This is a genomic window from Salinifilum aidingensis (assembly GCF_054782015.1).
On the sequence record NZ_BAAGTH010000009.1, the window covers coordinates 89351 to 112904 of the forward strand.

Consider the following 23554-nt stretch of genomic DNA (forward strand, 5'->3'; position numbering starts at 1 on the left):
GGCCGGGTCAGCCGACGCGGCTCTCCCACCGGTGCAGCGCGGCGGTGACCAGGGCCGCGTTGTCAGTGGCGACGTCGCCGTCCGGCAGGTGGAGGGTGTCTTCCAGGCCGATGCGGGCGTCCAGGCCGCGGCGGGCGGCGACGTCGAGGACGGTCCAGGCGCCGGGGCCTTCGCCGTGCAGCAGGATCGGCACGGTCACCGGGCGGAGTCGTTCGAGCAGGGAGGCGGCGGTGCGCTCGGCGCCGCGGGCGGTGGTGTCGGTGATTTCGGCGAGCACGCGCAGCACGTGGTGCCGCAGGGGTGAGCGCAGGAAGTGCTGGTCGCCGTCGGTGCCGGAGTGCACGCCCGCTTCGACGCCGATGCCGCGGTCGAGCAGGGCGCGGGCGATGTCGTCGGCGGCGGGATCGTGCCAGTTGACCGCGGCGTGGTCGGGCAGCACGGTCCACGAGCTGATGGTGCGGAGGCGGGCGCGGGGTTCGGGCATGGTCCACGAGCCGGTGGCGATGCCGACGCGGACGCCGGGGGTGGCGGCGCGCACGGCGCGGAGGGTGGCGGCCACGGCGGGAGCGGAGAGGTCGTCGGTGCCGTCGGGGCCTTTGGGGTGCAGGTGGATGTCGGTGGCGCCGGCCGCGACCGCGTCGGCGGCGGCCCGGGCGAGTTGTTCGGCCCGCACGGGCAGGTCGAAGTGTTCCTGCGCGGAGCGCGCACCGTTGAGGCAGACCTGCAACATGGTCCCCATTGTCACCGCTGTGGCCCTCGTGCGGTAGTCGAGGCGCTGCGCTGCGTTTTTGCCGGTGGTGATCGCGGTGTCGGCGGTGGGCGGTTGGCGCGGTTATCGTGGGGCGCTGTGAGTGGCGGGGTCTACGCCCGCGGCGGGCGGTTGTCGCAGCGGCAGCAGGACGCGATCGAGCGCGGGCTGGCGCGATTGGACACGTCGAGTCATCGGGGTCCGTGGACGCGGTGGTTGCTGGGGCGTCTGTGCGGCGGTCCGGTGCGGGCGGCGGAGGTGGCCGCCGAGGTGCACCGGCCGGTGTCGCGGGTGAAGTCGGACGTGTGGCGGTTGCGCGAGCTGGGGCTGGTGGAGTCGGCGCCGGAGGGGTTTCACCTGTCCGAGGTGGGGCGGGCTTTCTGGTCCGGTTCGGGTGCGTGACCAGCCGGACCTCTCCCCTCGCCCGCGGCGGGTGGCGCGGGCTGTCGGTGGGAAGGCGGTGAGCGGCGTGCAGCGATCGGGGTGGTGGCGCGGTGCCGCGGGGGTGGACTATCCGCCGGAGCCGTGGTTGCTGGGCGGGGCGCTGCGGATGTCGGTGTTCCGCGTGCCGGTGGCGGCGGTGCCCGGTGACGTGTTCGCGCACGTGCCGCCGGGGCACCGGTTGAGCACGTTCGGCGGGCGGGTGACGCTCGGGGTGGCGTTCGTGCACTACGCGCCCGGCGGGGTGCTGCAGTACGAGGAGCTGCTGCTGGCCGTGGCCGTGCGGCGGGGTGTGCGGGTGCACTGCTCGATTCCGCGAATCTGGGTGGACGACGAGCGCGCGCAGCACGGGGGCCGCGAGCTGTGGGGCATTCCCAAGCAGCTCGGTTCCTTCGAGCGCCGCGTGGAGGGTGCGGCGACGGAGGCGGTGCTGCGGGTCGGTGATCGTCCGGTGGTCCGGTTGCGGGCGCGTGACGGGCGGGCGGTGCTGCCGGGGCGGCGTCGGGTGCCGTTGTCGACGGCGCAGCTGTGGCAGGGCCGCAGCATCGTGGCGCACAACCTGCTGCTGGGGCGGGTGCGCGGGATGCGGGCCGCGTGGGAGTTCGACCCCTCGGGGCCGTTGGGGTTCCTGCACGGCGTGCGGCCGGTGGCCGCTGCGGTGGTGGCGGACGCGGCGGTGCTGTTCGGCGTGGCGGTCGACCGCTGCCGGCCGTGACCGGCCCGCCGCAGGCGCTGGGCCCGAGGCCGCGCAGCGGGCGGTGTGGCACACCTCTCGAACGCGCCGGATGTGATCCGCAGCGGGGTGCATTGGCTGGCTGCGCTGGCCGGATAGCATCCCGCTAGGTAATCGACCCGGCTAGCAGGAGATCAACGCTGATGACCCCCACGCCCGTTACCGTGACCGTCACCGGTGCCGCCGGTCAGATCGGCTACGCGCTGTTGTTCCGCATCGCCTCCGGCCAGCTCATCGGCCCGGACACGCCGGTGCGGTTGAAGCTGCTGGAGATCCCGCAGGCGGTCAAGGCCGCCGAGGGCACGGCCATGGAGCTGGACGACTGCGCGTTCCCGCTGCTGAGCGGCATCGACATCACCGATGACGCGCGGCAGGCTTTCGACGGCACCAACGTCGCGCTGCTGGTGGGTGCGCGGCCGCGCGGCAAGGGCATGGAGCGGGGTGACCTGCTCGAGGCCAACGGCGGCATCTTCGGCCCGCAGGGCGAGGCGCTCAACGCCGGTGCGGCCTCGGACGTGCGGGTGCTCGCGGTGGGCAACCCGGCGAACACGAACGCGCTCATCGCGCAGGCGCACGCGCCGGACATCCCGGCCGACCGGTTCACGGCGATGACGCGGTTGGACCACAACCGGGCGCTGACCCAGTTGGCGAAGAAGCTGGACGTGTCGGTGGCCGACATCCGCCGTCTGTTCATCTGGGGCAACCACTCGGCCACGCAGTACCCGGACGTGTTCCACGCGGAGGCCCGCGGCAAGCCGGTGGCCGAGCAGGTGGACCAGGCGTGGCTGTCCGAGGAGTTCATCCCCACGGTGTCCCAGCGCGGCGCGGCGATCATCGAGGCGCGCGGCGCGTCCTCGGCGGCGTCGGCGGCGAACGCGGCGATCGACCACGTGCACACGTGGGTCAACGGCACCGACGAGGGCGACTGGACCTCGGCGGCGGTCGTCTCGGACGGCTCCTACGGCGTGCCGGAGGGCTTGATCTCCTCGTTCCCGGTGCGGGCGCGCGACGGAAAGTTCGAGATCGTGCAGGGCCTGGAGGTCAACGAGTTCTCGCGCGAGCGGATCGACGCCACGGTCAACGAGCTCGTCGAGGAGCGCGACACGGTGCGCCGGCTGGGGCTGGTGTGACCGCGGTGCGACTGCGCAGGTGACCGCGGGGCGGTCGGTGTCCGGTGTGGACGCCGGCCGCCCCGTTGCGCAGCGGCGGGTGGTGGCGCTGCTGCCCGCGGGAACGTTGCCGGTGCATGTCGCGGCGGGTGCCGTCCGGTGCGCTCTCGTTGCGTCGTAGGGGTCGCGGGTGCTGGATTTTCCGGTTGCCCGGCCACTTTCCTGCTGTCCGAGCAGACGGGCGAGGTGCTTGAGGGCACCACATCCAACCTGAGCAGGGCCGAGCGCGAACTGGTCGTCGTGGCCACCTCCGGGGCCAACCACTGCACGTACTGCGTCGTCGCCCACGGCGCGATCCTGCGCGTCCGCGCCAAGGACGCCGAGATCGCCGACAGGGTCGCCACCAACCCCTACGGCGTGTCGCTGAACTCCCGCGAGCGCGCCATCGTCGACCTCGCCCTGCTCATCGCCACCCGCTCCGCGACCCTGACCGACGCCGACCTCGACACCGCCCGCACCGCCGGCCTCACCGACGACGAGATCTGGGACATCGGCGCGATCACCGCCCTGTTCGGCCTGTCCGACCGGATGGCCCATCTGACCGCGCTGCAACCCAACCCCGAGTTCTTCCTCATGGGGCGGTTTCCCCGGTGACCGTCCCCCGGTGACCGTCGGGGCGCTCCACCGCCCACATCGGAGCCTGGTCGAGCCCGACGGGTTCGACGGCCGTCGCGCGGTGTTGTCGTGCGTGGCCCCCGTGCGCGCCGTGCGTGGACGCGCGCGTCGAACGGGTGTATGGTGGGTGTTGACGAGCCACGGGGAATCGATCGCCGAGCACGGTGGCGGCTGATCGAGGTGGCGGTTGCGCGACCTGTCGTGACAGTCGGGTGGAGCCGGTTCAGGTGCTCCTGGTCACGACGCTGCGGTCTGCGTGTGAACGCGCGGCGCTGATGCCGCGTCGGTGCTGCATCCGCGCGATGGCTGTCGCGGCGGGGCACGGGGTGCCCCGCGCGGTGCCGGTGCGCGTCGAGTGCGGCCGTGCGTGCAGACCTCTCCCCGGTGTGGCTCGTGTTCGGGCGGTGGGTCCGCCCGTTGGACACGAAGGAGGAGGGTTCCTCATGAGGATCACGCACCGTCGACGTGTCAGCCCGGGACTGCTGCGCGGTTGGATCATCACCGATGGTGAAGGTCAGCACACCGCGCACATCAGCGGGTCCCGCACGCAGGCGCTCGCCCGCGCCCGTCGTCAGCTGGACGACGTGGGCGGCGGTGAGCTCCTCGTGGACGAGGACGAGGACATGTGACACGCCGCGCAGGAAGCGCGGCCCGCGACGCCGGTGGTCTCGGTTCGCCGAGGCCGCCGGCGTCGTTGCTTCTCGGGGTTCGCGGCGGGACGCTCGTCCACTGTGGCAGGCTGCCGAGGCCTCGCAGCCCTGACCCGACGGAGGCCGGTGCTGGGCACCGTGGACGGTGATCAGTCCACTGTGCGCCGGTGGTGCGGCTGTGCTCGTGGTGATGAGGAGAGTGTTGATGAAGGGGAGAACCCTGCAGGAGACGGCGCACGAGCGGGCGGAGAACCTGCCCTCGGTGGCGCTCGAACACCCCTTCGGGCCGGACTGGGAGGTGTACAAGGTCGGTGGCAAGGTGTTCATGCTCATGACCGACGTCCCGCGGCACTCCCGCGTGCGGGACGGCAGGGTCGTGGCCGGCCAGCCGGTCGTGATCGTCAAGGCCGATCCGAGCGACGCCGCGGCTCTCCGGCAGGCGCATGCGGACATCACTCCCGGCTACCACTTGAACAAGCGGCACTGGATCACGTTGGGGCCCGGTGGTTCGCTCACCAAGAAGCGGGTCGAGGAGCTGGTGACCGATTCCTACCGGATCGTGCTCGAGGCGCTTCCCCGCACTCGCCGGCCCGTGCCGCCGGAGGCGGTCGGTTCCTGACCGCTCCCGCCCAGCCCAGCTGCCCGGTTCTCCCCCCAGCCCCTGCAGGATTGTCGCCTGCGCACAGGGGCGCATACGCTCGGCTGGTCACCATCCTCCGTCCACCCGGGAGTGGATGACCGTGACCGAACAGCACCACGGCCAGCACGAGCACGGACAGCACCGGCACGACCACCGCGGTGCCCGCGGCGGGTCCCGGGCGCTGCGCCTGTGGTCGCGGGTCAAACACGCGGTGGTGCCGCACAGCCACGGCAGCACCGAGAACGTCGACGAGGCGCTGCAGACCAGCCGCACCGGCATGCGGGCGCTGTGGGTCTCCTTCGCCGGGCTCGCGGCCACCGCACTGCTGCAGGCGGTGCTGCTGTCGATGACCGGTTCGGTGGCGCTGCTGAGCGACACGCTGCACAACCTCGCCGACGCGTTGACCGCCGTCCCGCTGGCGATCGCGTTCCTGCTCGGCCGGCGCGCGGCCACGCGGCGGTTCACCTACGGGCTCGGCCGCAGCGAGGACCTCGCCGGGCTGGTGGTCCTGCTGGTCATGGCCGCCTCGGCCGGGTTGGCCGCCTGGACGGCCCTCGACCGGCTCGTGCACCCGCAACCCCTGCCCCACCTCGGCTGGGTCGCCGCGGCCGGAGTGGTCGGCTTCGCCGGCAACGAGCTGGTGGCCCGCTACCGCATCGTCGTCGGGCGCCGGATCGGCTCGGCCGCGCTGGTCGCCGACGGGCTGCACGCCCGCACCGACGGGTTCACCTCGCTGGGCGTGCTGCTCTCCGCCGGCGGTGCCGCCCTGGGCTGGCAGTGGGCCGACCCGGTGGCCGGGCTGGTGATCACCGCGGCGATCGTGGCCGTGCTCGCCGGGGCGGCCAAGCAGGTCTTCGCCCGGATGCTCGACGCGGTCGACCCCGCCCTGGTCGAGCAGGCCCGTGCCGCGCTCCGCACCACCCCGGGGGTGCGCGGTGTGGGGGCGCTGCGCATGCGCTGGGTCGGGCACCAGCTGCACGCCGAAACCGACCTGGTCGTCGACGCGGAGCTGTCGGTGCTCGAGGCGCACGCCATCGCCGCCGACGCCGAACACCGCCTGCTGCACGCCGTCACCCGCCTGGCCCGGGCCACCGTGCACACCGACCCCGCCCCCACCGCCGGGCACGATCCGCACGCGGCGCTCGCCCACCACCGGCAGCGCCCGACCTGACAGCCGCACCGCCACCGGACTCGGGGCCCTGCGGGGTACTCGGCGTTGTTCGTCGACACGCGTTGTCGAGACCTGCGAGTTCGCGTGCGCTCAGTCGTCCTCGCGTTCGGTTTCGAACTCGACGATCTTGCCGCTGTTCGCATCGACGTCCACGTCGTATTCGAGATTGCCCTCGCGCAGTTCGAGCTCCCACTCGGGGCCGTAGCAGCGGTCGAGCTTGATCTCCGTGACCTCCGCTCCGGAAGCCCGGGTCTTCGCGAGCTGCTCCGCGTTTTTCCCGCTGATGGTGGGCTCGCCGGTGCTGCAGTGCTCGGGCCAGGGGTTGCCGCGGTGCGGCCGGCCTTCCTCGGCGTCGTCCCAGTCGTCACGGTCGTCGTCACGGTCAGCGCGGTGATCGGCCTGCGCAGCCGCCGGCTGGACCTGGTCCTGCGGGTCCGGCTCGTTGGCGCCGCCGACGGCGACGGCCGTGCCGCCCAGGCCGAGCAGGCCGCCCGTCACCGCGATCGCGCCGATCAGCTTCTTGCGCATGTGCTCCGCCCTTTCGTCGCGGTCGGCGGCCCTCGCCGCCGTTGATCACCACAGTCGCAACGCGGCAGCTAAGAGCGCACTACTCGCACACTAAGAAAATGCTAAAAAGCATCACTGCAGGTCACACGAGTGCGCCGAAGGCGGTGGCAGCTCGTGCCCCGCCGTGCGGTGCCCCGTCAGCGCTCACGCCGAGCACTACCCGCGGTTCGGCTCCGCGCCCCCGCCTCGCGCCGGGGCATCCGCCCACCGTTCAGCCGGCGGCCTCGCCGGAGGCGTTCGCGGCTGCGGCGTCGGTCTCCTCCGAGTCGTTCCGCCCGGCCGCGGCGGCTTGCCAGCGCCGCAGGTCGGCCTGGGCCTGGTCCAGCTGGGTCTCGGCGCGCTGCGCCCGGGTCAGCGTTTCCCGCCGGGCGGCTTCGACGGCGGCGACGCGCTGCTCGGCGGCCTCGCGTTCCTGCTGCACGAGGTGCTGGGCCTGCTGCCGCTCGCGGCCCAGCGCCTCGTCGTGCTCGCGGCGCAGCCGGCCCGTTTCGGCCTGGGCCTCGCGCAGCTGCTGGCGGGCGGTGTCGCGTTCGGCGCGCAGCTCGTCGCGTTGCTGTTCGACGGTGTCGCGGGCCTGTTCGGCCCGCACCGCGCGGTCGTGGGCGGTGTCGCGGTCGGCTGCTGCGGCGGCGATGTCGTCGCGGGCCTGCTGCTGGGCGGCCTCGGCGGTCTCGCGTGCCTCGGTGCGGGCCTGTTCGGCGGCGGCTTCCGCGTCGGCGGCGCGCTGGTCGGCCTCGCGGGCCGCGGCGTCGATGGCCACGTCGGCCTCGTTGCGGGCGGTTTCGACCTGCTCGGCCGCGTCGGCCTCGGCGCGGCTCGCGCGCTGCTCGGCGGCCTGCTGGTCGGCTTGGGCCTGTTCGGCCTGCTGCCGCGCGGTTTCGGCGTCGGCGCGCGCCGCGTCGCGGTCGGTCTCGGCCTGCTGCTGGGCCGTCTCGGCCTGCTCGGCGCGGTGCAGCGCGGTGGCCAGTTCCTGCTCGGCCCGGGCGATGCGGCCGGCCGCGTCGGCGTGGGCGGCGCGCACCTGGGCGTCGGCCGTGCTGGGGTCGGTGAGGCCGTCGAGGTGTTCCAGCGCACCGTGCAGGGTGCGGGAGAGCTGCTCGGAGAGGCTGCGGTACTGGCGCAGCAGTTCGGCGGTGTGCAGCCGGGTGGCCTCCCGGTCGGAGGTGGCGCCGTCCGCGCCGGCCTCGCCGCCGGTGGTCTCGCCCGCGCGGCGTTGCCGCTCCTTCCACGCGCGCCAGCGGGTGTGCTCGGGCAGGTCGCAGTACTCCGGGGGGCGTCCGGGCCCGGAGGCGGCGGCCACGGGACGGTCGCAGCCGGGGAACTTGCACACGCCCGCGGTGTCGACCTCGGCCTCGCTCACGGTGGCCGACGCTAGCAGGGTGATCGCCCCGGCAGGGGCGGTGGGCACGCCGGCTGGCAGGATCTCCGCGTGCGCTTCTACGCCGATTTGCACATCCACGCGAAGTACGCGCGGGCCTGCAGCAAGGACGGGACGCTGCCGAACCTGGCCTGGTGGGCGCGGCGCAAGGGAGTTGCGCTGCTCGGCACCGGCGACATCACCCATCCGGCCTGGTTCGCGCACGCGCAGGAGATGCTGACGCCGGCCGAGGAGCCGGGGCTGTACCGGCTGCGGGACGACGTCGACGCCGAGGTGCTGGCCACCCTGCCGGAGTCGTGCCGCGGGCCGGTGCGGTTCGCGCTGTCGGTGGAGATCTCCACGATCTACAAGGCCGGCGGGCACACCCGCAAGGTGCACCACCTGTGCTACCTGCCGGACTTCGCCGCGGCGGAGCGGTTCATCGCGCGGCTGTCGACGATCGGCAACCTCGCCTCGGACGGGCGGCCGATCCTCGGGCTGGATTCCCGCGACTTGCTGGAGATCACCCTCGAATCCGGCGACGGGGCGTACCTGGTGCCGGCGCACATCTGGACGCCGTGGTTCGCCGCGCTCGGCTCCAAGGCCGGGTTCGATTCGCTCGACGAGTGCTACCGGGACCTGGCCGGGCACGTCTTCGCCGTGGAGACGGGGTTGTCGTCGGATCCGGAGATGAACTGGCGCGTGTCCGGGTTGGACCGCTACACGCTGGTGAGCTATTCGGATGCGCACTCGCCGCCGATGGTGGCGCGCGAGGCGACCGCGTTCGACGTGGAGCTGGACTACTTCGCGGTGAAGTCCGCGCTGGAAACCGGCCGCGGCTACGCCGGCACGGTGGAGTTCTTCCCCGAGGAGGGCAAGTACCACCTCGACGGGCACCGCGGCTGCGGGCTGCGCTGCGCCCCGGAGGACACCGCCGCGCACGGCGGGGTGTGCCCCGACTGCGGCAAGGCGCTGACGGTCGGGGTGCTCAACCGGGTCGCGGCGGTGGCCGACCGGCCCGCCGGGGCGCGCCCGCAGGGCGCGGTGGACTACCGCAACCGCATCCCGCTACCGGAGATCATCGGCGAGCTGCGCGGCGTGGGGCCCAAGAGCAAGACGGTGTTCGCGGAAACCTCCCGGGTGACCGCCGCGTTCGGGCCGGAGCTGCACGTGCTCGACGAGGTGCCGGTCGAGCAGTTGGCCGGGCACGATCCCGCGTTGGGTGAGGCGATCCGTCGGCTGCGTGCCGGGCGGGTGCGCCGCGAGGCCGGCTTCGACGGGCAGTACGGGGTGATCCGCCTGTTCGACCCGGGCGAGGCGGCCGAGTGGGGCGGGTCCGCGTTAGCCCTGTTCGACGCGCCGACTCCCACCGTGCCGGCCCGGCGCGCTGCGGACGCGCCGGGCGGGGCCGCGGCGCCAGCCGGGGCGGGCGAGCACGCGGATGCGGCCACCGGCGGCAGGGAGGGTGCCGAGGAGACCCCCGGTCAGGCCGCGCCCGCCCGCCCGGGCGTCGCGGTCGGCGCTGAGCAGACCGGTGACGGCACGGAACCACCGGAGCCGGACGCGGTCGCGGCGACGGGACTGCTGGCCGGGTTGGACGGTGCGCAGGCCGCGGCCGCGGCCTGCGCCGGCGGGCCGCTGCTGATCGTGGCCGGACCGGGCACGGGCAAGACCCGCACGGTCACCCACCGGCTGGCGCACCTGGTCGCCGAGCGCGGCGCGGACCCGCGGACGTGCCTGGCGGTCACGTTCACCCGCCGCGCCGCGGCGGAGATGCGGCAGCGCTTGGAGGGGCTGCTCGGTGCTCCGGCCGCGGAGATGACGGTGACCACGTTCCACGGCCTGGCGCTGCGGATCCTGCGCGAGCACGCCGACGCGGCGGGGCTCACCGCCGGGTTCGGCATCGCCGACGCGGCCGTGCAGCACGACCTGCGGCTGGCGCTGGCCGGCGACCAGGGCGGGGCGCGGCGGCTGGCGGACGCGGCCGGCCGCGTCCGGCTGGGCGAGCCGGTCGAGGAGGACGTGGCCGCGCTGGTGCGGCGCTACCACCAAGCGCTGGCCGAGCGCGACCTGGTCGACTTCGACGGGCTGCTGGACGCGGCGGTGGCCGTGCTCGCCGAGCACCCGCAGGCCGCCGCGGCGTGGCGGGACCGGTTCGCGTGGATCACCGTCGACGAGTACCAGGACGTCGACGCGGTGCAGTACCGGCTGCTGCGGCAGCTGGCCCCGCCGGAGGGCAACGTGACCGCCATCGGCGACCCGGACCAGGCGATCTACGCCTTCCGCGGCGCCGACGTGGGCTACTTCCTGCGGTTCACCGCGGACTTCCCCACCGCGCGGGTGTGCCACCTGCAGCGCAACTACCGCAGCGGGGCGCACATCCTCACCGCAGCGCAGCGGGCGGTGGCGGCGTCGACGTTCGTGCCGGACCGGGTGCTGGCCGCGGCCGGGGACCGGCCGGCGCACCGGATCGTGCGGCACACCGCCGCCGACGAGCACGCCGAGGCGGCCTACATCGCCGGCACGGTCGAGCAGCTGCTCGGCGGGGCGTCGTTCCACGCGTTGGACTCGGGCCGGGCCAGCGGGCACGAGCGCGGCGGGTTCGGTTTCGGCGACGTCGCCGTGCTCTACCGCACCGAGGCGCAGGCGCACGCCCTGGCCGAGGCGTTGGACCGGCAGGGCCTGCCGGTGCAGCGCCGTTCGCACGAGCGGCTGGCCCAGCGCACCGGGGTGCGGCTGGTCACCGACGAACTCGCCCGCGCCGGCGGGGGCGCCGCGGACGACGTGGTCACCGGGATGCGGCGGGCGGCCGAGGTGGTGGCCGGGCGGGTGCCGGACGAGACGGCCGGGCAGGTGCACCACGCGGTGGATCTGCTGCTGCCGCTGGCCCGCCGCTGCCGCGACGTGACCGAGCTGGTCCGCGAGGTCGCGCTCGGCGCGGAGGTCGACGCGCTGGACCCGCGGGCCGAGGCGGTGTTCCTGCTGACGCTGCACGCGGCCAAGGGCCTGGAGTTCCCGGTGGTGTTCCTGGCCGGCTGCGAGGACGGGCTGCTGCCGCTGTCGTGGCCGCAGTCCCCGCCGGACGAGCAGGCGCTCGCCGAGGAGCGGCGGCTGGTGTTCGTGGGCATGACCCGCGCGCACGAGCGGTTGTACCTCACCGGTGCGGCGCGCCGCGGCGGTCGCGACCGGCGCCGCAGCCCGTTGCTGGACGGGTTGGGCGATGCGGTCGTCGATGAGCAGCCGGTGCGGCGCCAGCCGCGGCCGCGGCAGCTGAGCCTGCTGTGACTCCTCGACGGCCTGGGGGTGCCGCCGCGGCTGCCTGACCTGACCGCCCGGGTCGTCCGGGCGGGGCCGCGGGGGTGCCCCAACTCACCCCTCACCCGCCGGATCGCGGCGTGACCAGGGGTTTCGCCGGGGCGGATGGGCCGGGTCGGCGCGGGTGGTACGTTGTCGTTCGCCAGTCGAACTCACGCGCGACGTGAGTCAGGGAATCCGGTGCGAATCCGGAACTGACGCGCAGCGGTGTGGGCGACGGGCGGAACACGGAGCCGTGGAACGACCCCTGGCTCAGCCACTGGAGCACGCCCTCCGGGAAGGCGTTCCGCCCGGAAGACCCCGAGTCCGAAGACCTGCTGGCTCCCGGCCCGCGCGGCCGGGTCTTGTCATGCACCCGCGGGGCCCGCGTCACGGCCCCTTCGACACCGAGGAGCGTTCGTGCGCTTGCTGTCGGCACTGCACCGCCTCGCTCTGCCGTTGTCCCTGCTGTCCGCGCTCGCGCTGCTGGCCGGCTGCGGTACCGCAGCGGCGCCGCAGCAGCAACCGCCCGCCCCCGGCTACCCCCGCGCCGTGGACAACTGCGGCACGCGCACCGAACTGGACCGGCCGCCGCAGCGGGTCGTGTCGCTGAACCAGGGCACCACGGAGATCCTGCTGGCGCTCGGGCTGGGCGACCGCATCGTGGGCACGTCCATGTGGACCGACCCGCTGCCGCAGGAACTGGCCGCGGCGAACGCGTCGGTGCCGCGCCTGGCCGACGACATGCCGTCGTTCGAGTCGGTGCTGGCCGCCGAACCCGACTTCGTCACCGCCTCGTTCGTGTCCACCCTCGGCCCCGGCGGGGTCGCCAGGCGGGGACAGTTCGCCGAGCTCGGCGTGAACAGCTACCTCTCCCCCGCCGACTGCGCCAAGGACAACAGCGGCTCCGGCGACGGGCGGCGGCAGCACCCGCTGTCGATGCAGACCCTCTACCGCGAGGTCCGCGAGCTGGCGAAGCTGTTCGACGTGCCCCGGCGCGGCGAACGACTCGTCGCCGACCTGCAGGCACGCATGGACCGCGCCACCCGCGGCCTCGACGCCTCCGACACGTCGCTGATGTTCTGGTTCGCCAACTCCGAGTCGCCCTACCTGGCGGGCTGCTGCGGCGCGCCGGGCATCATCACCGACCAGGTCGGCGCGCGCAACGCCTTCGCCGACACGCACGCGGAGTGGCCGCAGATCAACTGGGAGACCGTGGCCGAGCGCAACCCGGACGTGCTCGTGCTCGGCGACCTCTCGCGCCGGTCGGAGACGGCCGAGACCGCGCGCGCCAAGATCGCCTTCCTCGAGTCGCACCCGGCCACGGCCCACATGGACGCGGTCGAGAACCACCGGTACGTGCGGCTGAGCGGGCAGGCGATGAACCCGTCGATCCGCACCGTGGCCGGAGTGGAGAAGGTCGCCGCCAAGCTGCGCGAGTTCGGGCGCGACCGGTGAGCGCGGCCGGGACGACCCGCGCGGCCCGGCGCGCGTGGCTGCCGCTGCTGTTGGTGGTGGGGCTGGCCGCGCTGGCGGGATCGGTGGCCGTGGCCATCACCATCGGCCCGGCCGAGATCCGCGTCGGCGACGTGTACGCCACCGTGGCCGCCCGCCTCGGGCTCGGCGAGTCCTCGCTGTCGCTGATCCGCGAGGGCATCGTGTGGAACCTGCGGCTGCCGCGCACGCTGCTGGCCGCGGTGTGCGGCGCGGGCCTGGCCACCTGCGGGGCGATCATGCAGTCGCTGCTGCGCAACCCGCTGGCCGACCCGTTCGTGCTGGGCGTGTCCTCCGGCGCGTCGACCGGGGCGGTGCTGGTGCTCGTGCTCGGCTTCGGCGGCGGGGCGGTGTCGATGTCGGCCGGCGCGTTCGCCGGCGCGATCGTCTCGTTCACCCTCGTGCTGGTGCTGGCGCACCTGCTCGGCGGCACCACCGACCGGGTGGTGCTGGCCGGGGTGGCGGCGATGCAGCTGTTCTCGGCGCTGACCTCGTTCATCGTGCTCACCTCGGCCGACGCGCAGACCACGCGCGGGGTGATGTTCTGGCTGCTGGGGTCGCTGGGCAACGCCGCCTGGACCGAGGTGGCCACGTGCACCGCGGCGCTGGCGGTGGCGCTGGTGCTCTGCGGCGGCCACGCCCGGTCGCTGGACGCGTTCGCCTTCGGCGAGGACGCCGCGGCCGCGCTCGGCGTGGCGGTGGCCCGCACGCGGCTGGTGCTGCTGTGCACCACGGCGCTGCTCACGGCGGTGGTCGTCAGCGCCGTCGGCGCGATCGGGTTCGTCGGCCTGGTGCTGCCGCACGCCGCGCGCGCCGTGGCGGGGGCGAACCACGCGCGGCTGCTGCCGGTGACGGCGCTGGCCGGGGCGGTGTTCCTGGTGTGGGTGGACACCCTCGGCCGCACGCTGCTCGACCCGCAGGAGATCCCCGTGGGCGTGATGACCGCGCTGATCGGCGTGCCCGCGTTCGTGCTCATCCTCTACCGCGCCCGGGAGACGCGATGACCGGTGACGGACTGGCCGCGGACCGCGTGACCCGCACGCTCGGCGGCGCGCTCGTCCTCGACGGGGTGAGCCTCACCCCGCAGGAGGGTTCCACCGTCGGCGTGCTCGGACCGAACGGGTCCGGCAAGTCGACGCTGCTGCGGCTGCTGGCCGGGGTGCTCTCCCCGACCGCGGGAGTGGTCACGCTGGACGGCCGCGCGCTCGCGGACCTCGGCCGCCGCGCCGTGGCCCGGCGAGTGGCGGTGGTCGAGCAGCACAGCGACACGCAGGTGCCGCTGTCCGTGGTCGAGGTGGTGCGGCTGGGCCGCATCCCGCACCGCCGGCCGTGGCAGCCCGCCTCGGCCGCCGACGAGGCCGCGGTGCAGGACGCGCTGGAGCGCACCGGCTTGGCCGGCAAGGCCGACCGGCGGTGGCAGACGCTGTCCGGCGGGGAGCGCCAACGGGTGCAGATCGCCCGCGCGCTGGCGCAGCAGCCGCGGGAGCTGCTGCTGGACGAGCCGACGAACCACCTGGACATCCAGCACCAGTTCGACCTGCTGAACCTGTTCGTCGACCTGCCGACGACGACCGTGGTGGCGCTGCACGACCTCAACGTCGCCGCGATGTACTGCGACCACGTCGTCGTGCTCGACCAGGGCCGCGTCGTCACCGCCGGGGAGCCGCACGCGGTGCTCACCGCCGAGCGCATCGCCGAGGTGTGGGGCGTGACCGCGGTGGTCACGCACGAACCCGAGGGATACCCGCACGTGCGGTTCGTGCCCGCGCGCCGCGACGCGCGGGCCGCCGCGCCCTCCGGGTAGGCCCTGTACTCCTGAAGCTGTCCTGAGGGGCAGAGTAGGGTCGGGTTATTCGTCGGTGAGGAGCGCGCGTCGAGGGCGTGGGTGCGAGGGGATCAGTGTCCTCCCGGTCGGCCCGCTCGGTGGTCATCGAGTCTTGGCTGAGGTCTGGTCTCGGTGCAGGGTGCGGTAGACGGTGGTCCGGGAGATGGTGAAGACCTCGGCGAGGTCGGCGATGGTGTACTCGCCGGTGCCGTACATGCGCACGAGCTCGCGCTGTTGCTTGGCCGAGAGCTTGGGTTGCTTGCCGCGCAGCTTGCCCTTGGCCTTGGCCACGGCCATGCCTTCCTTCGTCCTGGCCCGCAGGATGTCGACTTCGAATTCGGCGAAGGTGGCCAGGATGTTGAAGAACATTTTGCCCATCGGATCGGCCGGGTCGTAGACCTGCCCACCGAGCGACAGCGCGACGCCGCGCTCGGCAAGCGTGCGCCAATGGCGCGAGCATCCGGCACCGAGCGGGCCAGCCGGTCGAGTTTCGGCACCACGAGGGTGTCGCCAGTTCGGACGGCGGCCAGGGCCTGGTCCAAGCCGGAGCGTGCCCGTTTGGTGCCGGTCAACCCGTGGTCGAGATACATCCGCTCGGTGTCCACGCCGAGCTCGGCCAGGCGCTGTTGTTGGGCGGTGAGGTCTTGTTCGTCGGTGGAGCAGCGGGCGTAGCCGATGATCGTGGCGCTCATGGCGCGCGACCGTACGTTTAGCCCCCGACGATCGGAATTTCACCGTACGGGATATCTGCAACGTCGCAGGTCCAGGCCATGGCCTGCCGGCCACTGCGTCGGCGGGTGTACGCAAGGGGTTCGCCTTACGGACGTCGCGCGTCCACTGCTGCACGAAGATCCGCGAGTGAGGGTCAGTTGATGGGCTGCAGTGGAAGTTGTAGGAGATCGACGTCGGTGACGCGTCCGTGTTTGTTCCCCACTCGCTGGAGCCGCCCTGCCGGTTGAAAGCCTGCTCTGAGGTGCAGTGCTCGTGACGGGCGGCCTTCGTGGTCGCCATCGGCCACGAGGGCTATGACCTCCTGGATACCGCAGCCCTGTGCGTCATCGAGAAGGCGCGCGAGGAGTTGGCGGCCGAGACCTGCACCGGCGGCGTGCGGGGCGAGGTAGATCGAGTTCTCGGCGGTGTGGGCGAAGGCGGGCTTGGCCAGCCAGGGCGTGAGCAGCGCGTAGCCCACGACGGTCCGGCCATCGACGGCGACCAGGGTCGGGTAGCCCGACGCGGTCAGGTGCTCCAGGCGCTGCTCCCAGTCCTGCGCGGTCGGCGGGTTGTCGACATCGACTGCGAGCACGGAATGGCGGACGTAGTGTCTGTAGATCGACTCGATGTTCGCTGCGTCGGTCACGTGTGCCGATCTGATGTCCACTCTCGCTTCCGCGGTCCCTTGCGGGCTATGCGCTCACCGACGAGCGCCGGGTGTTCGTACCTCCAGCTCGCCAAACTGGCACGTTAGCGTTAGCCGGAGCCCTGTGTCGCAGTGGGATCGGTTGCTGGCCTCGGGTGCGTCTCGGTGGCCAAGCTATGAAGAATGGTCAGCGCGTCCTGTGCGCGGTCGAGTGGGACGAGCAGGTGATCGTGGTGATAGCCCGCGATGACGTTGCAGCTGACCCCGGCGTCGGCCAGCGCAGTGCTGACTGCTGCTGTCAAACCGACAGCGTGTAGCGCTGAGTGCACCCGGAGCGTGATCCACCCCGCGACGAAGTCGTACGCCAGCTCGGCACGCTCCGCTTCCTCTCGGGTGGTTACCAGCGACAGCCCCTCTTGCTCAGCGACGGTGGCCAGGACCTTGATGTCGTCGATGGCTGCAGGGTCCTGGACGGTGCTGAAGACATAGCTTCCGGGACGAAGCTCAGCTTCCATGCTGGTCAGCAGCACTCTCAGGTCAACCTCTGCGCTCATAGTTGTAGTTTGCCGTATCGGAACACCGATCGTCCGTAAGAGGATCCGCTTGCGTACGCACGGCAAGGGTTCCTCAGTGAAAGGGCGTGTCGTAAGGGGTGTAGGGCGGCGATGAGTAGTTCCCTGCAAGGCGTTCGAGTCCGCGTCGGATGACTGCTTGCCAGCTTGGCTGGTGTGCGGACACGGCACGGTGCAGGTGGGGGTGGTTGTTGTTGACCATTGATGCTGGCCACTGCTGGCTCGCCGTTTCCGCGTGGCGTTGCGCTAGGACGCACCCGAGCACGAAATCGCTCATTGCATACGAGGTGCTCAGCAACTCCTCGTCGGGCACGCCGCGCTCGGACAGCAGCGCGCACAATCGGTCGGACAGGGCGAGGTAGCCAGGTCCGAGCGGGGGACGTCGCATCACGTGGGTGGTTGCCCAGGGGCATCGGAGCAGATGGGATCGCCAGGCCAGCAACAGCCCGACGAGATCTCCACTGGTGACCCCCTCCGCGACCTCCTGGTCGGAGACGAGTGCGGCATCCAGCGCCAGATCCAGGATGTCGTCGCGGTTGCGGACATGGCGATACAGGCTCGAGGGCACAACCCCCAGCCGTTGCGCGAGCGTGCGCACGCTCAAATGGTCTTCGCCTTCGGAATTCAAGACCACCAGCGCGGCCTCCGCGATCGTCTGCGGGGACAGCGCGCGGTTGCGCTGCGGCATCTGCCGCTGCTGCAGCCAGTACGACATCACTACCTCACCTGCTAGCCTACTAAGTGAACAGTAATCACTTTAGGAGGTTGGGTGGACATCCGGGTTCTGCTGCCCGTCACTCAGGCAGGCGTGAGGATCAGACCGTTAACTCACAGCGACGCCGCCGCGTATGCCGCTGGTACGCGGGACACAGACGTGCGTCGGTTCGCCCATCTTCCCGAACCGCACTACACCCCGGACCTGGTCAGCGAGCAGATCGACTCGATCATCACGCCCGGGCTCATCGCGGGCAACCTGGCTGTACTGGCCATCGCCGACAGCACCTCGGACGAGTTCCTCGGCAGCGTCGTGCTCTTCGACATCACCGACGACCGCGCCGAGATCGGGTTCTGGCTCGCCGCAGCGGCACGTGGCCGCGGAGTTGCGCACCAGGCTGTGGAGGGCGCGGGCGAACTCGGAACCCGCATGGGACTTCGCGAGCTGCATGCCCGCACCGTCAACGACAACACGACCTCTGTGCGCACGCTGACCAGTGCAGGCTTCACTCCTCACGGGAACGCGGAAATGGGAACCGCACCTTCAGGCGAGCAAGCCCTCCTGCAGCGCTACACCCGCAACCTCTGAGCACACCGACCAGCCAGACTGGCTGATCGTCCCTGCCGTCGGCCATGTCGCTCGACGATCCCTCAGCGGGACGGGAGCGGAAGGTCGAGGCGTGTGGTCATGTCCAGGTGGAAGCGCCCGTAGGGGTTGATGTTGGACCAGAACAGCGGGCTCAGCGCCCGGCGTTCGTGAGGGCCGAGGAGCTCGTTCCAGCCGGGGCTGTCGAGGACGTTTTGCAGCAGCAGGGTGTTGACGTGCACCAGCGCTGATTGCAGCAGGTGCAGCGCGAGCATGGAGACTTCAGCGGACTCGCGGTCGGGTCCGGTGAGCTCACTGTTTTGCCGTAGAAGATCACGCCGTTGCCGGAGTTCCAGTTCTCCACGACCTGCAGCCCGCCGTGGATCTCACGGCGCAGAGTCTCGTCGGCAGGTAGTCGCAGGCGAAGATGGTGCGCACCGCGCGGCTGAGTTCCTCCAGGGCTTGGTAGGTGGGGTGTTTGGGTCCGCCGCGGGTGAACCGGCGCAGGATCGACTCCGACTCGGCAGTGCCCAACCGTAGCGCGGTGGCGTATTTGACCATTTGGTCGTACTGCTGGGCGATGAGATCCCACTTGATCGGTCGCGTGGTCACGGGCCCGAGGATGTCCAGGTGCCGGTGTCGTCGGGCCGGTACAGCCGGACTTGGCCGATATTTTCAACCGGGGCAGCAGGCGGAAGCCGAGCAGTTCGGTGAAGGCGAAGCCGACCACCGACGCGCCGTGGGTGTCGACGTAGTTGGCGTCGATCTCGGCGGTGGTGCAGTGCCGTAACAAGCCTTCGATCATCGCCGCGACCTCCGAGGAGGAGCAGGACTTGAGTTGGGAGTAGATGCAGGTGTGCTGGCGTTCGACGTGCCAGTAGATCATCACGCCGGGTCCGCCGTAGCGCTGGTGCCACTCGGTCATCAGGTTCGACTCCCACGAGCCGAACTTCTTCGAATCACTGGCGCAGGCGATCCCTTCGCCCCACCACTGGGGATCACGAGCGTCGAAGGTGGCGTTGACCAGCTTCGTCAGGGCCGCGCGCAGGTTGTCGCGGGTGAGGAAGTGCCGCCGCACGTGCAGGAACCCGTCGAGCGCGTCGCGCACCGACGGGCCGGTGACGTGGTGGTCCGCATCGGCGGCAGGGTCGTAGTGCGGGCCGACGAGCCGGGTCCGCCAGGGTCCGTCGAGCCAGTCCTGCACCGCCGGCGGGGTCTCGACGTCCCGGAGTGGGAGCCAGCCGGCGTCGATCACCGACAGCGGCGCCTCGGTGAACTGGGCAGGGGTCGGCGGGACCGATCCGTCGTCGACTTCCCCGACGGTGGCCGCGACCGCGACGCAGCCGTCGCCGAGCTCGGCGCGGGGGTGCCCGCCGGAACTGCGGTGCGTGCCGCCGCCGGGGCGAGTCCGCGGTGGCAGCCCCTCGCGACGCTGAGCTGGCGAATCCCGCCGCCCCGCCCATCCGTCCGGGTGAGCTGGCTGGCCGACTCCAGTGTGGAGTGCCACCGTAACTCCGCCGGTGCGGGCGCGGCGGTGCGCCGACCGGCGACATGTCAGTGCACATCACACGAGTTGGAGAACGACGTGCGCACACTACTGCGATCCGCCGGCATCCTCGCCCTGTCCGGAGTGCTGATCAGCCTCGCGGCCCTGGCCTTCCGCAAACAGCCCCGAAAGTCTTGACGGTCCGCCCCTGCGAAGGTGACGGCTCTCCCGCTGAAAGCCCCGGACGGACCCCACCGTCCGGGGTGGCGAGCACACCGGAAGACCGCGTCGTCCCCCACCCCGGACGCGGCACCGAGCGGGGCGGCGCTGCCGGCACCGCAGGGCCTCACCCGCCGCGCGCCGCAGCAGCGCCGGCGTCGGTGACGGTGCTGGCGGTGCCGGCGGTGCCGTCGACGAGGCGGCGGGTCGCGCCGAAAACACCGATGACGGCGGGGATGCCGTACTCGCGGGCCACGGTCGGCCCGTGCGCGTTGGGCCCGCCGCTTTCGGTGACCACCCCGCCGGCGGTCAGGAACAGATGCGTCCACCCCGGGTCGGTGGTCGCGGCGACGAGGACGTCGCCCGGATCGAGCCGCGCCGTGCTCGGGTCGGACAGCACCCGAGCGGTGCCGGTGACGCGTCCCGGCGCGCCGGAGGTGCCCCGCAACGCGCCGTCGCCGCCGTCCTCGGGGGCGAGCAGCTCCGGTTCGGTGCCGTCGGACAGCAGCAGTTCGGGCACGCGGGGCCGACGCTGTTCCCGCGCGTGCTCGGCGCGGCGCTGCGCGACCAGCGCGCGGTGGTCGACGCCGCCGTCGACGGCGGCGCGGACTTCGAGCACCTCGAGGAACAGCACGTCCTCGGCGGTGTCGAGCCGCCCGGCGGCGGCGAGTTCGGCGCCGACGGCCAGCAGCTGCTCGCGGACCTCGCCGATGAGGTGGGACCAGGCGGACTTCGGCAGCTCCCGCAGCCCGGACAGGGCGCGGGCGCGGCGCATGCAGAACCCGGCCAGCCGGGCCCGCAGCGGCCGCTCGCCCCGGGCGCGCTCCACCAGGTCGTCCAGGGTGGCCTCGGCCTCGGCCGCCGCGGTGGCGTAGCGGCGGTCGGGCGCCTCGGACGGATCGGTCACGCGCAGGTAGTTGGCCAGCGCGGTGAACACGGGCGTGGGGTCCTCGCGCCAGCGGGGCGTGCCCACGTCCACTTCGGCCGCGGCGCGGTGCCCGTAGCGGGCCAGGAACGCCGCCAGCCCGAGGTCGGGCAGCCGGCCCCGCTGGTAGTCGGCGGCCAGCTGCTGCGGCGGGGTGTTCGTCAGCAGTTCGCGGTGCGCGGCGGCGTCGCGGGCCAGCCGCCACAGGGCCAGGTCCATGTCCGTGGTCGGGTTGTGCGGCATGCCCCGCAGCACCGCGTCGACCTCGCCGTCGGCGGCGATGCCGGACAGCAGCCCGTGCGGGGCCTTGCCCGCGGCGAGCCCGGCGTACAGCGGCCACAGCATGCGCTCGAACACCCGCGTGGTGAACAGGCGCTGGTGGGCGGTGTCGACGAACTGCAGTCGCTCGTGCGCGCTCGCCCCGTCGCCGGGCCCGCGCACGCGCATCACCACCTCGGCCGCGGCGAACGCGCGGGCGCGGGCCGCGGCAGGGCGGGCCAGGGCGCGGGCCGTGCCGCTGATCAGGGACGGTCCGAGTCGCCGCAGGAACGGGGCCACGCCGCGCAGCCGCACCGGCAGCCGCCGCGTCGGGGCGAACCGCGGGTCCTCGAGCACGGCGGCCAGCCCCGCCGCGGCGGTGGAGCCCTGCTGGGTGCGCATTCCCCCGACCAGGCCGGCGCGTCCCGCGCGGGCGCGCGCGAACGCGGTCATGTCGACGAACAGGCGCCCGCCGATCACCGGCATGCTCTCGCCGACGCGGTCGGCCTCGGCCAGGCCGAACGCGTCGTAGGCGACGGCGGCGGCCTGCGTCATCAGCGCCCGCCCATCGGGGTGAACGGGCAGCGCATGCCCTGCACGTGGCTGGCGTTGAGGTGCACCCGCGGTCCGGGGCGACTCGTCCCCGGCGGCAACGGGTACAGGGTGGTGACCGGGCGGGCCTGCAGCAGCCACAGCGCGCCGTCGCCGTCGATCGTCCACTCCACGTCCTGCGGTGCGGCCCACTGCCGCGCCAGTCGGCGTCCCACCCGCCGCAGCTGCGGCGGGCGAGGCAGCCGTGCGGGGCGGGCGCGGAGGTGTCGGCGTGGGCGAGCACGTAGTGGTCGCCGGTGACGGTGCCGTCGACGACGCGGCTGCCGGGCCCGGGCGCGGCGTCGACGGTCATCTCGCCGCGGCTGCCGGTCAGCGGGTTGGCGGTGAACAGCACCCCGGACACGGCCGCCGGGATCATGCGCTGCACCACCACGGCCATGCGCGGCACCGGCAGGTCGTGGTGGGCGCGGTAGGTGGTGGCGCGGTCGGTGCGCAGCGACTCCCAGCACTGCTGCACCGCGGTGTGCAGCTGCCCCGCCCCGGTGACGTCGCAGACGGTGGTGTGCTGGCCGGCGACGCTGGCCTGCGGCAGGTCTTCGGTGGTGGCGCTGGAGCGCACGGCCACGGGCCCGCCGCCGAGGCGGTCGTAGGCGGCGGCGATCTGCTCGCGCAGGTCCTCGTCGAGGCCGGTGGCCTCGGTGGTGATGCAGAACCCGTCGGGCACGCGTTCCCCGGCGGCGCGCAGCCGGGCCAGCCCGGCGGCCTTGCCGCCGACGAGCGGCTGCGCGGCGGGGTCGACGACGAGCACGGGCGGTCCTCTCCCCGGCAGCGCTGCGCGGTGCTGTCCTCTGTGACCACCGCTGCGCGGAAGAGCGGTGGTGTTTCCGAACCGGACACTGCTCCCGCCGCGGGCAGCCGTCAACCACCGGCTGCGGCGAGTGCTCGCCGCCGCACTGCCGCGGCGGCTAGGGTCGGCGGCGATCATCCGCGGTCCGAACTCCGGCGCAGGAGGCGCAGCCATGGCCCAGTACGGCGACTTCCAGCACGAGATCTACCTCGGCGGTCTGTCCGGTCAGATGCCGACCTACCCTGTGGACGTGCCCTCCCTGGAGCGCAAGGCCGCCGAAGTCCTGCCGTGGTGGGTGCACTCCTACGTCGCCGGCGGGGCGGGCGACGAGAACACCCAGCAGCGCAACACCACCGAGTTCCACCGGTGGGGCCTGGTGCCGCGCATGCTCAACGGCGCCTACGAACGCGACCTGTCGGTGACGCTGTTCGGCCACACCTGGCCGCACCCGCTGTTCCTCGCCCCGATCGGCGTGCTCGGACTGTGCTCGCAGGACTTCCACGGCGACCTGGCCACCGCACGCGCCTGCGCCCGCACCGGCGTGCCGTTGAGCACCTCCACCCTCACCCAGGACCCGCTGGAGGACGTGGCCGCGGCCCTCGACGGCACGCCGGGGATGTTCCAGCTGTACCCGCCGAAGGACGAGGAGCTGATGCTCAGCCTCGTCCACCGCGCCGAACGCGCCGGCTACCAGGCGCTGGTGGTCACTGTGGACACGTGGGTGCCCGGGTGGCGCCCGCGGGACCTCAACCGGGCGAACTTCCCCCAGCTGCGCGGCTACTGCCTGAGCAACTACACCAGCGATCCCGCGTTCGCCCGCCTGTGCGGCGACGTCGAGGATCCGCGCGCGGTGGTGCAGGCGTGGGCGTCGGTGTTCGGCAAGTCCCTCGGCTGGGCCGATGTGGACCTGCTGCGCCGCAGCACGAACCTGCCCATCGTGCTCAAGGGGCTGCAGCACCCCGAGGACGTGCGCCGCGCCCGCGACCACGGGGTGGACGGCATCTACTGCTCCAACCACGGCGGGCGGCAGGCCAACGGCGGCGTTCCCGCGCTGCAGCTGCTGCCGGACGTCGTCGACGCCGCCGGAGACCTGCCCGTGCTGTTCGACTCGGGCGTGCGCAGCGGCACCGACGCGGTCAAGGCGCTGGCCCTGGGCGCCTCCGCGGTCGGCCTCGGCCGCCCCTACGCCTACGCCCTCGCCGTCGGCGGGGCCGACGCGGTGGCGCACCTGCTGCGGTCGGTGCTGGCCGAGGCGGACCTGCTGCTGGCCATCGACGGCTACCCCGACCTGCAGGCGCTGCGGCAGGCCGGACTGCGCCGCGTCGACTGACCCG

General features: G+C 72.9%; 22 protein-coding genes, 3 pseudogenes and 1 riboswitch. Of the genes and pseudogenes, 13 read left to right on the forward strand and 12 right to left on the reverse strand.

The annotated features are described in order from the left end of the window. Positions 1-7: 7 nt before the first annotated feature. Positions 8-730 carry a 3-keto-5-aminohexanoate cleavage protein gene (locus tag ACYVJE_RS13640; RefSeq protein WP_461144742.1) on the reverse strand — a complete coding sequence of 241 codons (723 nt, stop codon included), beginning with the start codon at positions 728-730 and terminating at the stop codon, positions 8-10. Positions 731-847: 117 nt separating this feature from the next. Here ACYVJE_RS13640 and ACYVJE_RS13645 point away from each other — a divergent pair, with 117 nt between their 5' ends. The 7 genes from ACYVJE_RS13645 (at position 848) to ACYVJE_RS13675 (ending at position 6167) form a co-directional block, all read left to right on the forward strand. Next, entirely contained in the window at positions 848-1150 is a 303-nt protein-coding gene (locus tag ACYVJE_RS13645; protein WP_459155747.1) for a helix-turn-helix domain-containing protein, read from the forward strand. Between the two features lie 103 nt (positions 1151-1253). Continuing rightward, entirely contained in the window at positions 1254-1904 is a 651-nt protein-coding gene (locus ACYVJE_RS13650; RefSeq protein ID WP_461144743.1) for an acetoacetate decarboxylase family protein, read from the forward strand. A gap of 161 nt (positions 1905-2065) precedes the next feature. Continuing rightward, a complete protein-coding gene (locus ACYVJE_RS13655; RefSeq protein WP_459155749.1) occupies positions 2066-3052 on the forward strand; it encodes a malate dehydrogenase in 987 nt (328 codons plus the stop codon). A gap of 201 nt (positions 3053-3253) precedes the next feature. Beyond that, entirely contained in the window at positions 3254-3685 is a 432-nt protein-coding gene (locus tag ACYVJE_RS13660) for a peroxidase-related enzyme (protein ID WP_461144832.1), read from the forward strand. 464 nt (positions 3686-4149) lie between these two features. Further along, positions 4150-4335 (forward strand): hypothetical protein, encoded by a 186-nt coding sequence (locus ACYVJE_RS13665; RefSeq protein ID WP_461144744.1) that lies wholly within the window; start codon positions 4150-4152, stop codon positions 4333-4335. 226 nt (positions 4336-4561) lie between these two features. After that, positions 4562-4975 (forward strand): MmcQ/YjbR family DNA-binding protein, encoded by a 414-nt coding sequence (locus ACYVJE_RS13670; RefSeq protein WP_461144745.1) that lies wholly within the window; start codon positions 4562-4564, stop codon positions 4973-4975. 115 nt (positions 4976-5090) lie between these two features. After that, positions 5091-6167: a cation diffusion facilitator family transporter gene (locus ACYVJE_RS13675; protein WP_461144746.1), complete on the forward strand. Its 1077-nt coding sequence runs from the start codon at positions 5091-5093 to the stop codon at positions 6165-6167. 90 nt (positions 6168-6257) lie between these two features. On the opposite strand, the gene ACYVJE_RS13680 is transcribed toward ACYVJE_RS13675, so the two are convergent. Next, the gene (locus ACYVJE_RS13680; RefSeq protein WP_461144747.1) at positions 6258-6695 is read right to left on the reverse strand and encodes a PepSY domain-containing protein; all 438 of its coding nucleotides are present in this window, start codon (positions 6693-6695) and stop codon (positions 6258-6260) included. 250 nt (positions 6696-6945) lie between these two features. Further along, positions 6946-8094, reverse strand: a complete 1149-nt coding sequence (locus ACYVJE_RS13685) for a hypothetical protein (protein WP_461144748.1) — start codon at positions 8092-8094, stop codon at positions 6946-6948. Positions 8095-8163: 69 nt separating this feature from the next. Here ACYVJE_RS13685 and ACYVJE_RS13690 point away from each other — a divergent pair, with 69 nt between their 5' ends. The 4 genes from ACYVJE_RS13690 (at position 8164) to ACYVJE_RS13705 (ending at position 14683) form a co-directional block, all read left to right on the forward strand. After that, the gene (locus ACYVJE_RS13690) at positions 8164-11376 is read left to right on the forward strand and encodes a UvrD-helicase domain-containing protein (RefSeq protein ID WP_461144749.1); all 3213 of its coding nucleotides are present in this window, start codon (positions 8164-8166) and stop codon (positions 11374-11376) included. Between the two features lie 156 nt (positions 11377-11532). Beyond that, a riboswitch (cobalamin riboswitch) is annotated at positions 11533-11742 on the forward strand. A 63-nt stretch (positions 11743-11805) separates the two neighbouring features. Continuing rightward, a complete protein-coding gene (locus ACYVJE_RS13695; RefSeq protein WP_461144750.1) occupies positions 11806-12843 on the forward strand; it encodes an ABC transporter substrate-binding protein in 1038 nt (345 codons plus the stop codon). After that, positions 12840-13883, forward strand: coding sequence for a FecCD family ABC transporter permease (locus tag ACYVJE_RS13700; RefSeq protein WP_459155757.1), 1044 nt, complete (start codon positions 12840-12842; stop codon positions 13881-13883). Before ACYVJE_RS13695 ends, ACYVJE_RS13700 begins: the two co-directional genes overlap by 4 nt. Further along, positions 13880-14683 carry an ABC transporter ATP-binding protein gene (locus ACYVJE_RS13705; protein ID WP_461144751.1) on the forward strand — a complete coding sequence of 268 codons (804 nt, stop codon included), beginning with the start codon at positions 13880-13882 and terminating at the stop codon, positions 14681-14683. The genes ACYVJE_RS13700 and ACYVJE_RS13705 overlap by 4 nt, the downstream gene beginning before the upstream one ends. A gap of 123 nt (positions 14684-14806) precedes the next feature. On the opposite strand, the gene ACYVJE_RS13710 is transcribed toward ACYVJE_RS13705, so the two are convergent. The 5 genes and pseudogenes from ACYVJE_RS13710 to ACYVJE_RS13730 all read right to left on the reverse strand — a co-directional run bounded on the left by ACYVJE_RS13710 (position 14807) and on the right by ACYVJE_RS13730 (position 17348). Then, the gene (locus ACYVJE_RS13710) at positions 14807-15121 is read right to left on the reverse strand and encodes a recombinase family protein (RefSeq protein ID WP_461144833.1); all 315 of its coding nucleotides are present in this window, start codon (positions 15119-15121) and stop codon (positions 14807-14809) included. Between the two features lie 89 nt (positions 15122-15210). Then, positions 15211-15396: pseudogene (locus tag ACYVJE_RS13715) on the reverse strand (recombinase family protein); the annotation flags it as partial. A gap of 173 nt (positions 15397-15569) precedes the next feature. Further along, entirely contained in the window at positions 15570-16082 is a 513-nt protein-coding gene (locus ACYVJE_RS13720) for a GNAT family N-acetyltransferase (protein WP_461144752.1), read from the reverse strand. Positions 16083-16171: 89 nt separating this feature from the next. Beyond that, entirely contained in the window at positions 16172-16615 is a 444-nt protein-coding gene (locus ACYVJE_RS13725) for an ACT domain-containing protein (protein ID WP_461144753.1), read from the reverse strand. Between the two features lie 73 nt (positions 16616-16688). Beyond that, positions 16689-17348: a TetR/AcrR family transcriptional regulator gene (locus tag ACYVJE_RS13730; RefSeq protein WP_461144754.1), complete on the reverse strand. Its 660-nt coding sequence runs from the start codon at positions 17346-17348 to the stop codon at positions 16689-16691. 54 nt (positions 17349-17402) lie between these two features. On the opposite strand from ACYVJE_RS13730, the gene ACYVJE_RS13735 reads away from it, so the two are divergent. After that, positions 17403-17936, forward strand: coding sequence for a GNAT family N-acetyltransferase (locus ACYVJE_RS13735; RefSeq protein ID WP_461144755.1), 534 nt, complete (start codon positions 17403-17405; stop codon positions 17934-17936). A gap of 62 nt (positions 17937-17998) precedes the next feature. Here the strand turns inward: ACYVJE_RS13735 and ACYVJE_RS13740 are convergent. From ACYVJE_RS13740 to ACYVJE_RS13755, 4 genes and pseudogenes are all read right to left on the reverse strand, one after another. Continuing rightward, a pseudogene (locus ACYVJE_RS13740) lies at positions 17999-19035 on the reverse strand (transposase); the annotation flags it as partial. Positions 19036-19765: 730 nt separating this feature from the next. Further along, positions 19766-21376 carry a PEP-utilizing enzyme gene (locus ACYVJE_RS13745; RefSeq protein ID WP_461144756.1) on the reverse strand — a complete coding sequence of 537 codons (1611 nt, stop codon included), beginning with the start codon at positions 21374-21376 and terminating at the stop codon, positions 19766-19768. Continuing rightward, complete coding sequence (locus ACYVJE_RS13750) at positions 21376-21588, reverse strand: PEP/pyruvate-binding domain-containing protein (RefSeq protein ID WP_461144757.1); 213 nt, start codon at positions 21586-21588, stop codon at positions 21376-21378. Before ACYVJE_RS13750 ends, ACYVJE_RS13745 begins: the two co-directional genes overlap by 1 nt. A gap of 107 nt (positions 21589-21695) precedes the next feature. Continuing rightward, positions 21696-22394: pseudogene (locus ACYVJE_RS13755) on the reverse strand (PEP/pyruvate-binding domain-containing protein); the annotation flags it as partial. Here ACYVJE_RS13755 and ACYVJE_RS13760 point away from each other — a divergent pair. Further along, positions 22393-23550, forward strand: coding sequence for an alpha-hydroxy-acid oxidizing protein (locus ACYVJE_RS13760; protein WP_459155761.1), 1158 nt, complete (start codon positions 22393-22395; stop codon positions 23548-23550). The pseudogene ACYVJE_RS13755 and the gene ACYVJE_RS13760 sit on opposite strands and share 2 nt — an antisense overlap. Positions 23551-23554: the final 4 nt, after the last annotated feature.

Excerpts from the sequence above, each read along its gene's own strand:
- ACYVJE_RS13705 (WP_461144751.1), top strand. The coding sequence starts at position 13,880 with ATGACCGGTGACGGACTGGCCGCGGACCGCGTGACCCGCACGCTCGGC.
- ACYVJE_RS13675 (WP_461144746.1), top strand. The coding sequence starts at position 5,091 with ATGACCGTGACCGAACAGCACCACGGCCAGCACGAGCACGGACAGCAC.
- ACYVJE_RS13670 (WP_461144745.1), top strand. The coding sequence starts at position 4,562 with ATGAAGGGGAGAACCCTGCAGGAGACGGCGCACGAGCGGGCGGAGAAC.
- ACYVJE_RS13745 (WP_461144756.1), bottom strand. The coding sequence starts at position 21,376 with ATGACGCAGGCCGCCGCCGTCGCCTACGACGCGTTCGGCCTGGCCGAG.
- ACYVJE_RS13730 (WP_461144754.1), bottom strand. The coding sequence starts at position 17,348 with ATGTCGTACTGGCTGCAGCAGCGGCAGATGCCGCAGCGCAACCGCGCG.
- ACYVJE_RS13640 (WP_461144742.1), bottom strand. The coding sequence starts at position 730 with ATGTTGCAGGTCTGCCTCAACGGTGCGCGCTCCGCGCAGGAACACTTC.
- ACYVJE_RS13665 (WP_461144744.1), top strand. The coding sequence starts at position 4,150 with ATGAGGATCACGCACCGTCGACGTGTCAGCCCGGGACTGCTGCGCGGT.
- ACYVJE_RS13725 (WP_461144753.1), bottom strand. The coding sequence starts at position 16,615 with ATGAGCGCAGAGGTTGACCTGAGAGTGCTGCTGACCAGCATGGAAGCT.
- ACYVJE_RS13655 (WP_459155749.1), top strand. The coding sequence starts at position 2,066 with ATGACCCCCACGCCCGTTACCGTGACCGTCACCGGTGCCGCCGGTCAG.
- ACYVJE_RS13760 (WP_459155761.1), top strand. The coding sequence starts at position 22,393 with ATGGCCCAGTACGGCGACTTCCAGCACGAGATCTACCTCGGCGGTCTG.
- ACYVJE_RS13680 (WP_461144747.1), bottom strand. The coding sequence starts at position 6,695 with ATGCGCAAGAAGCTGATCGGCGCGATCGCGGTGACGGGCGGCCTGCTC.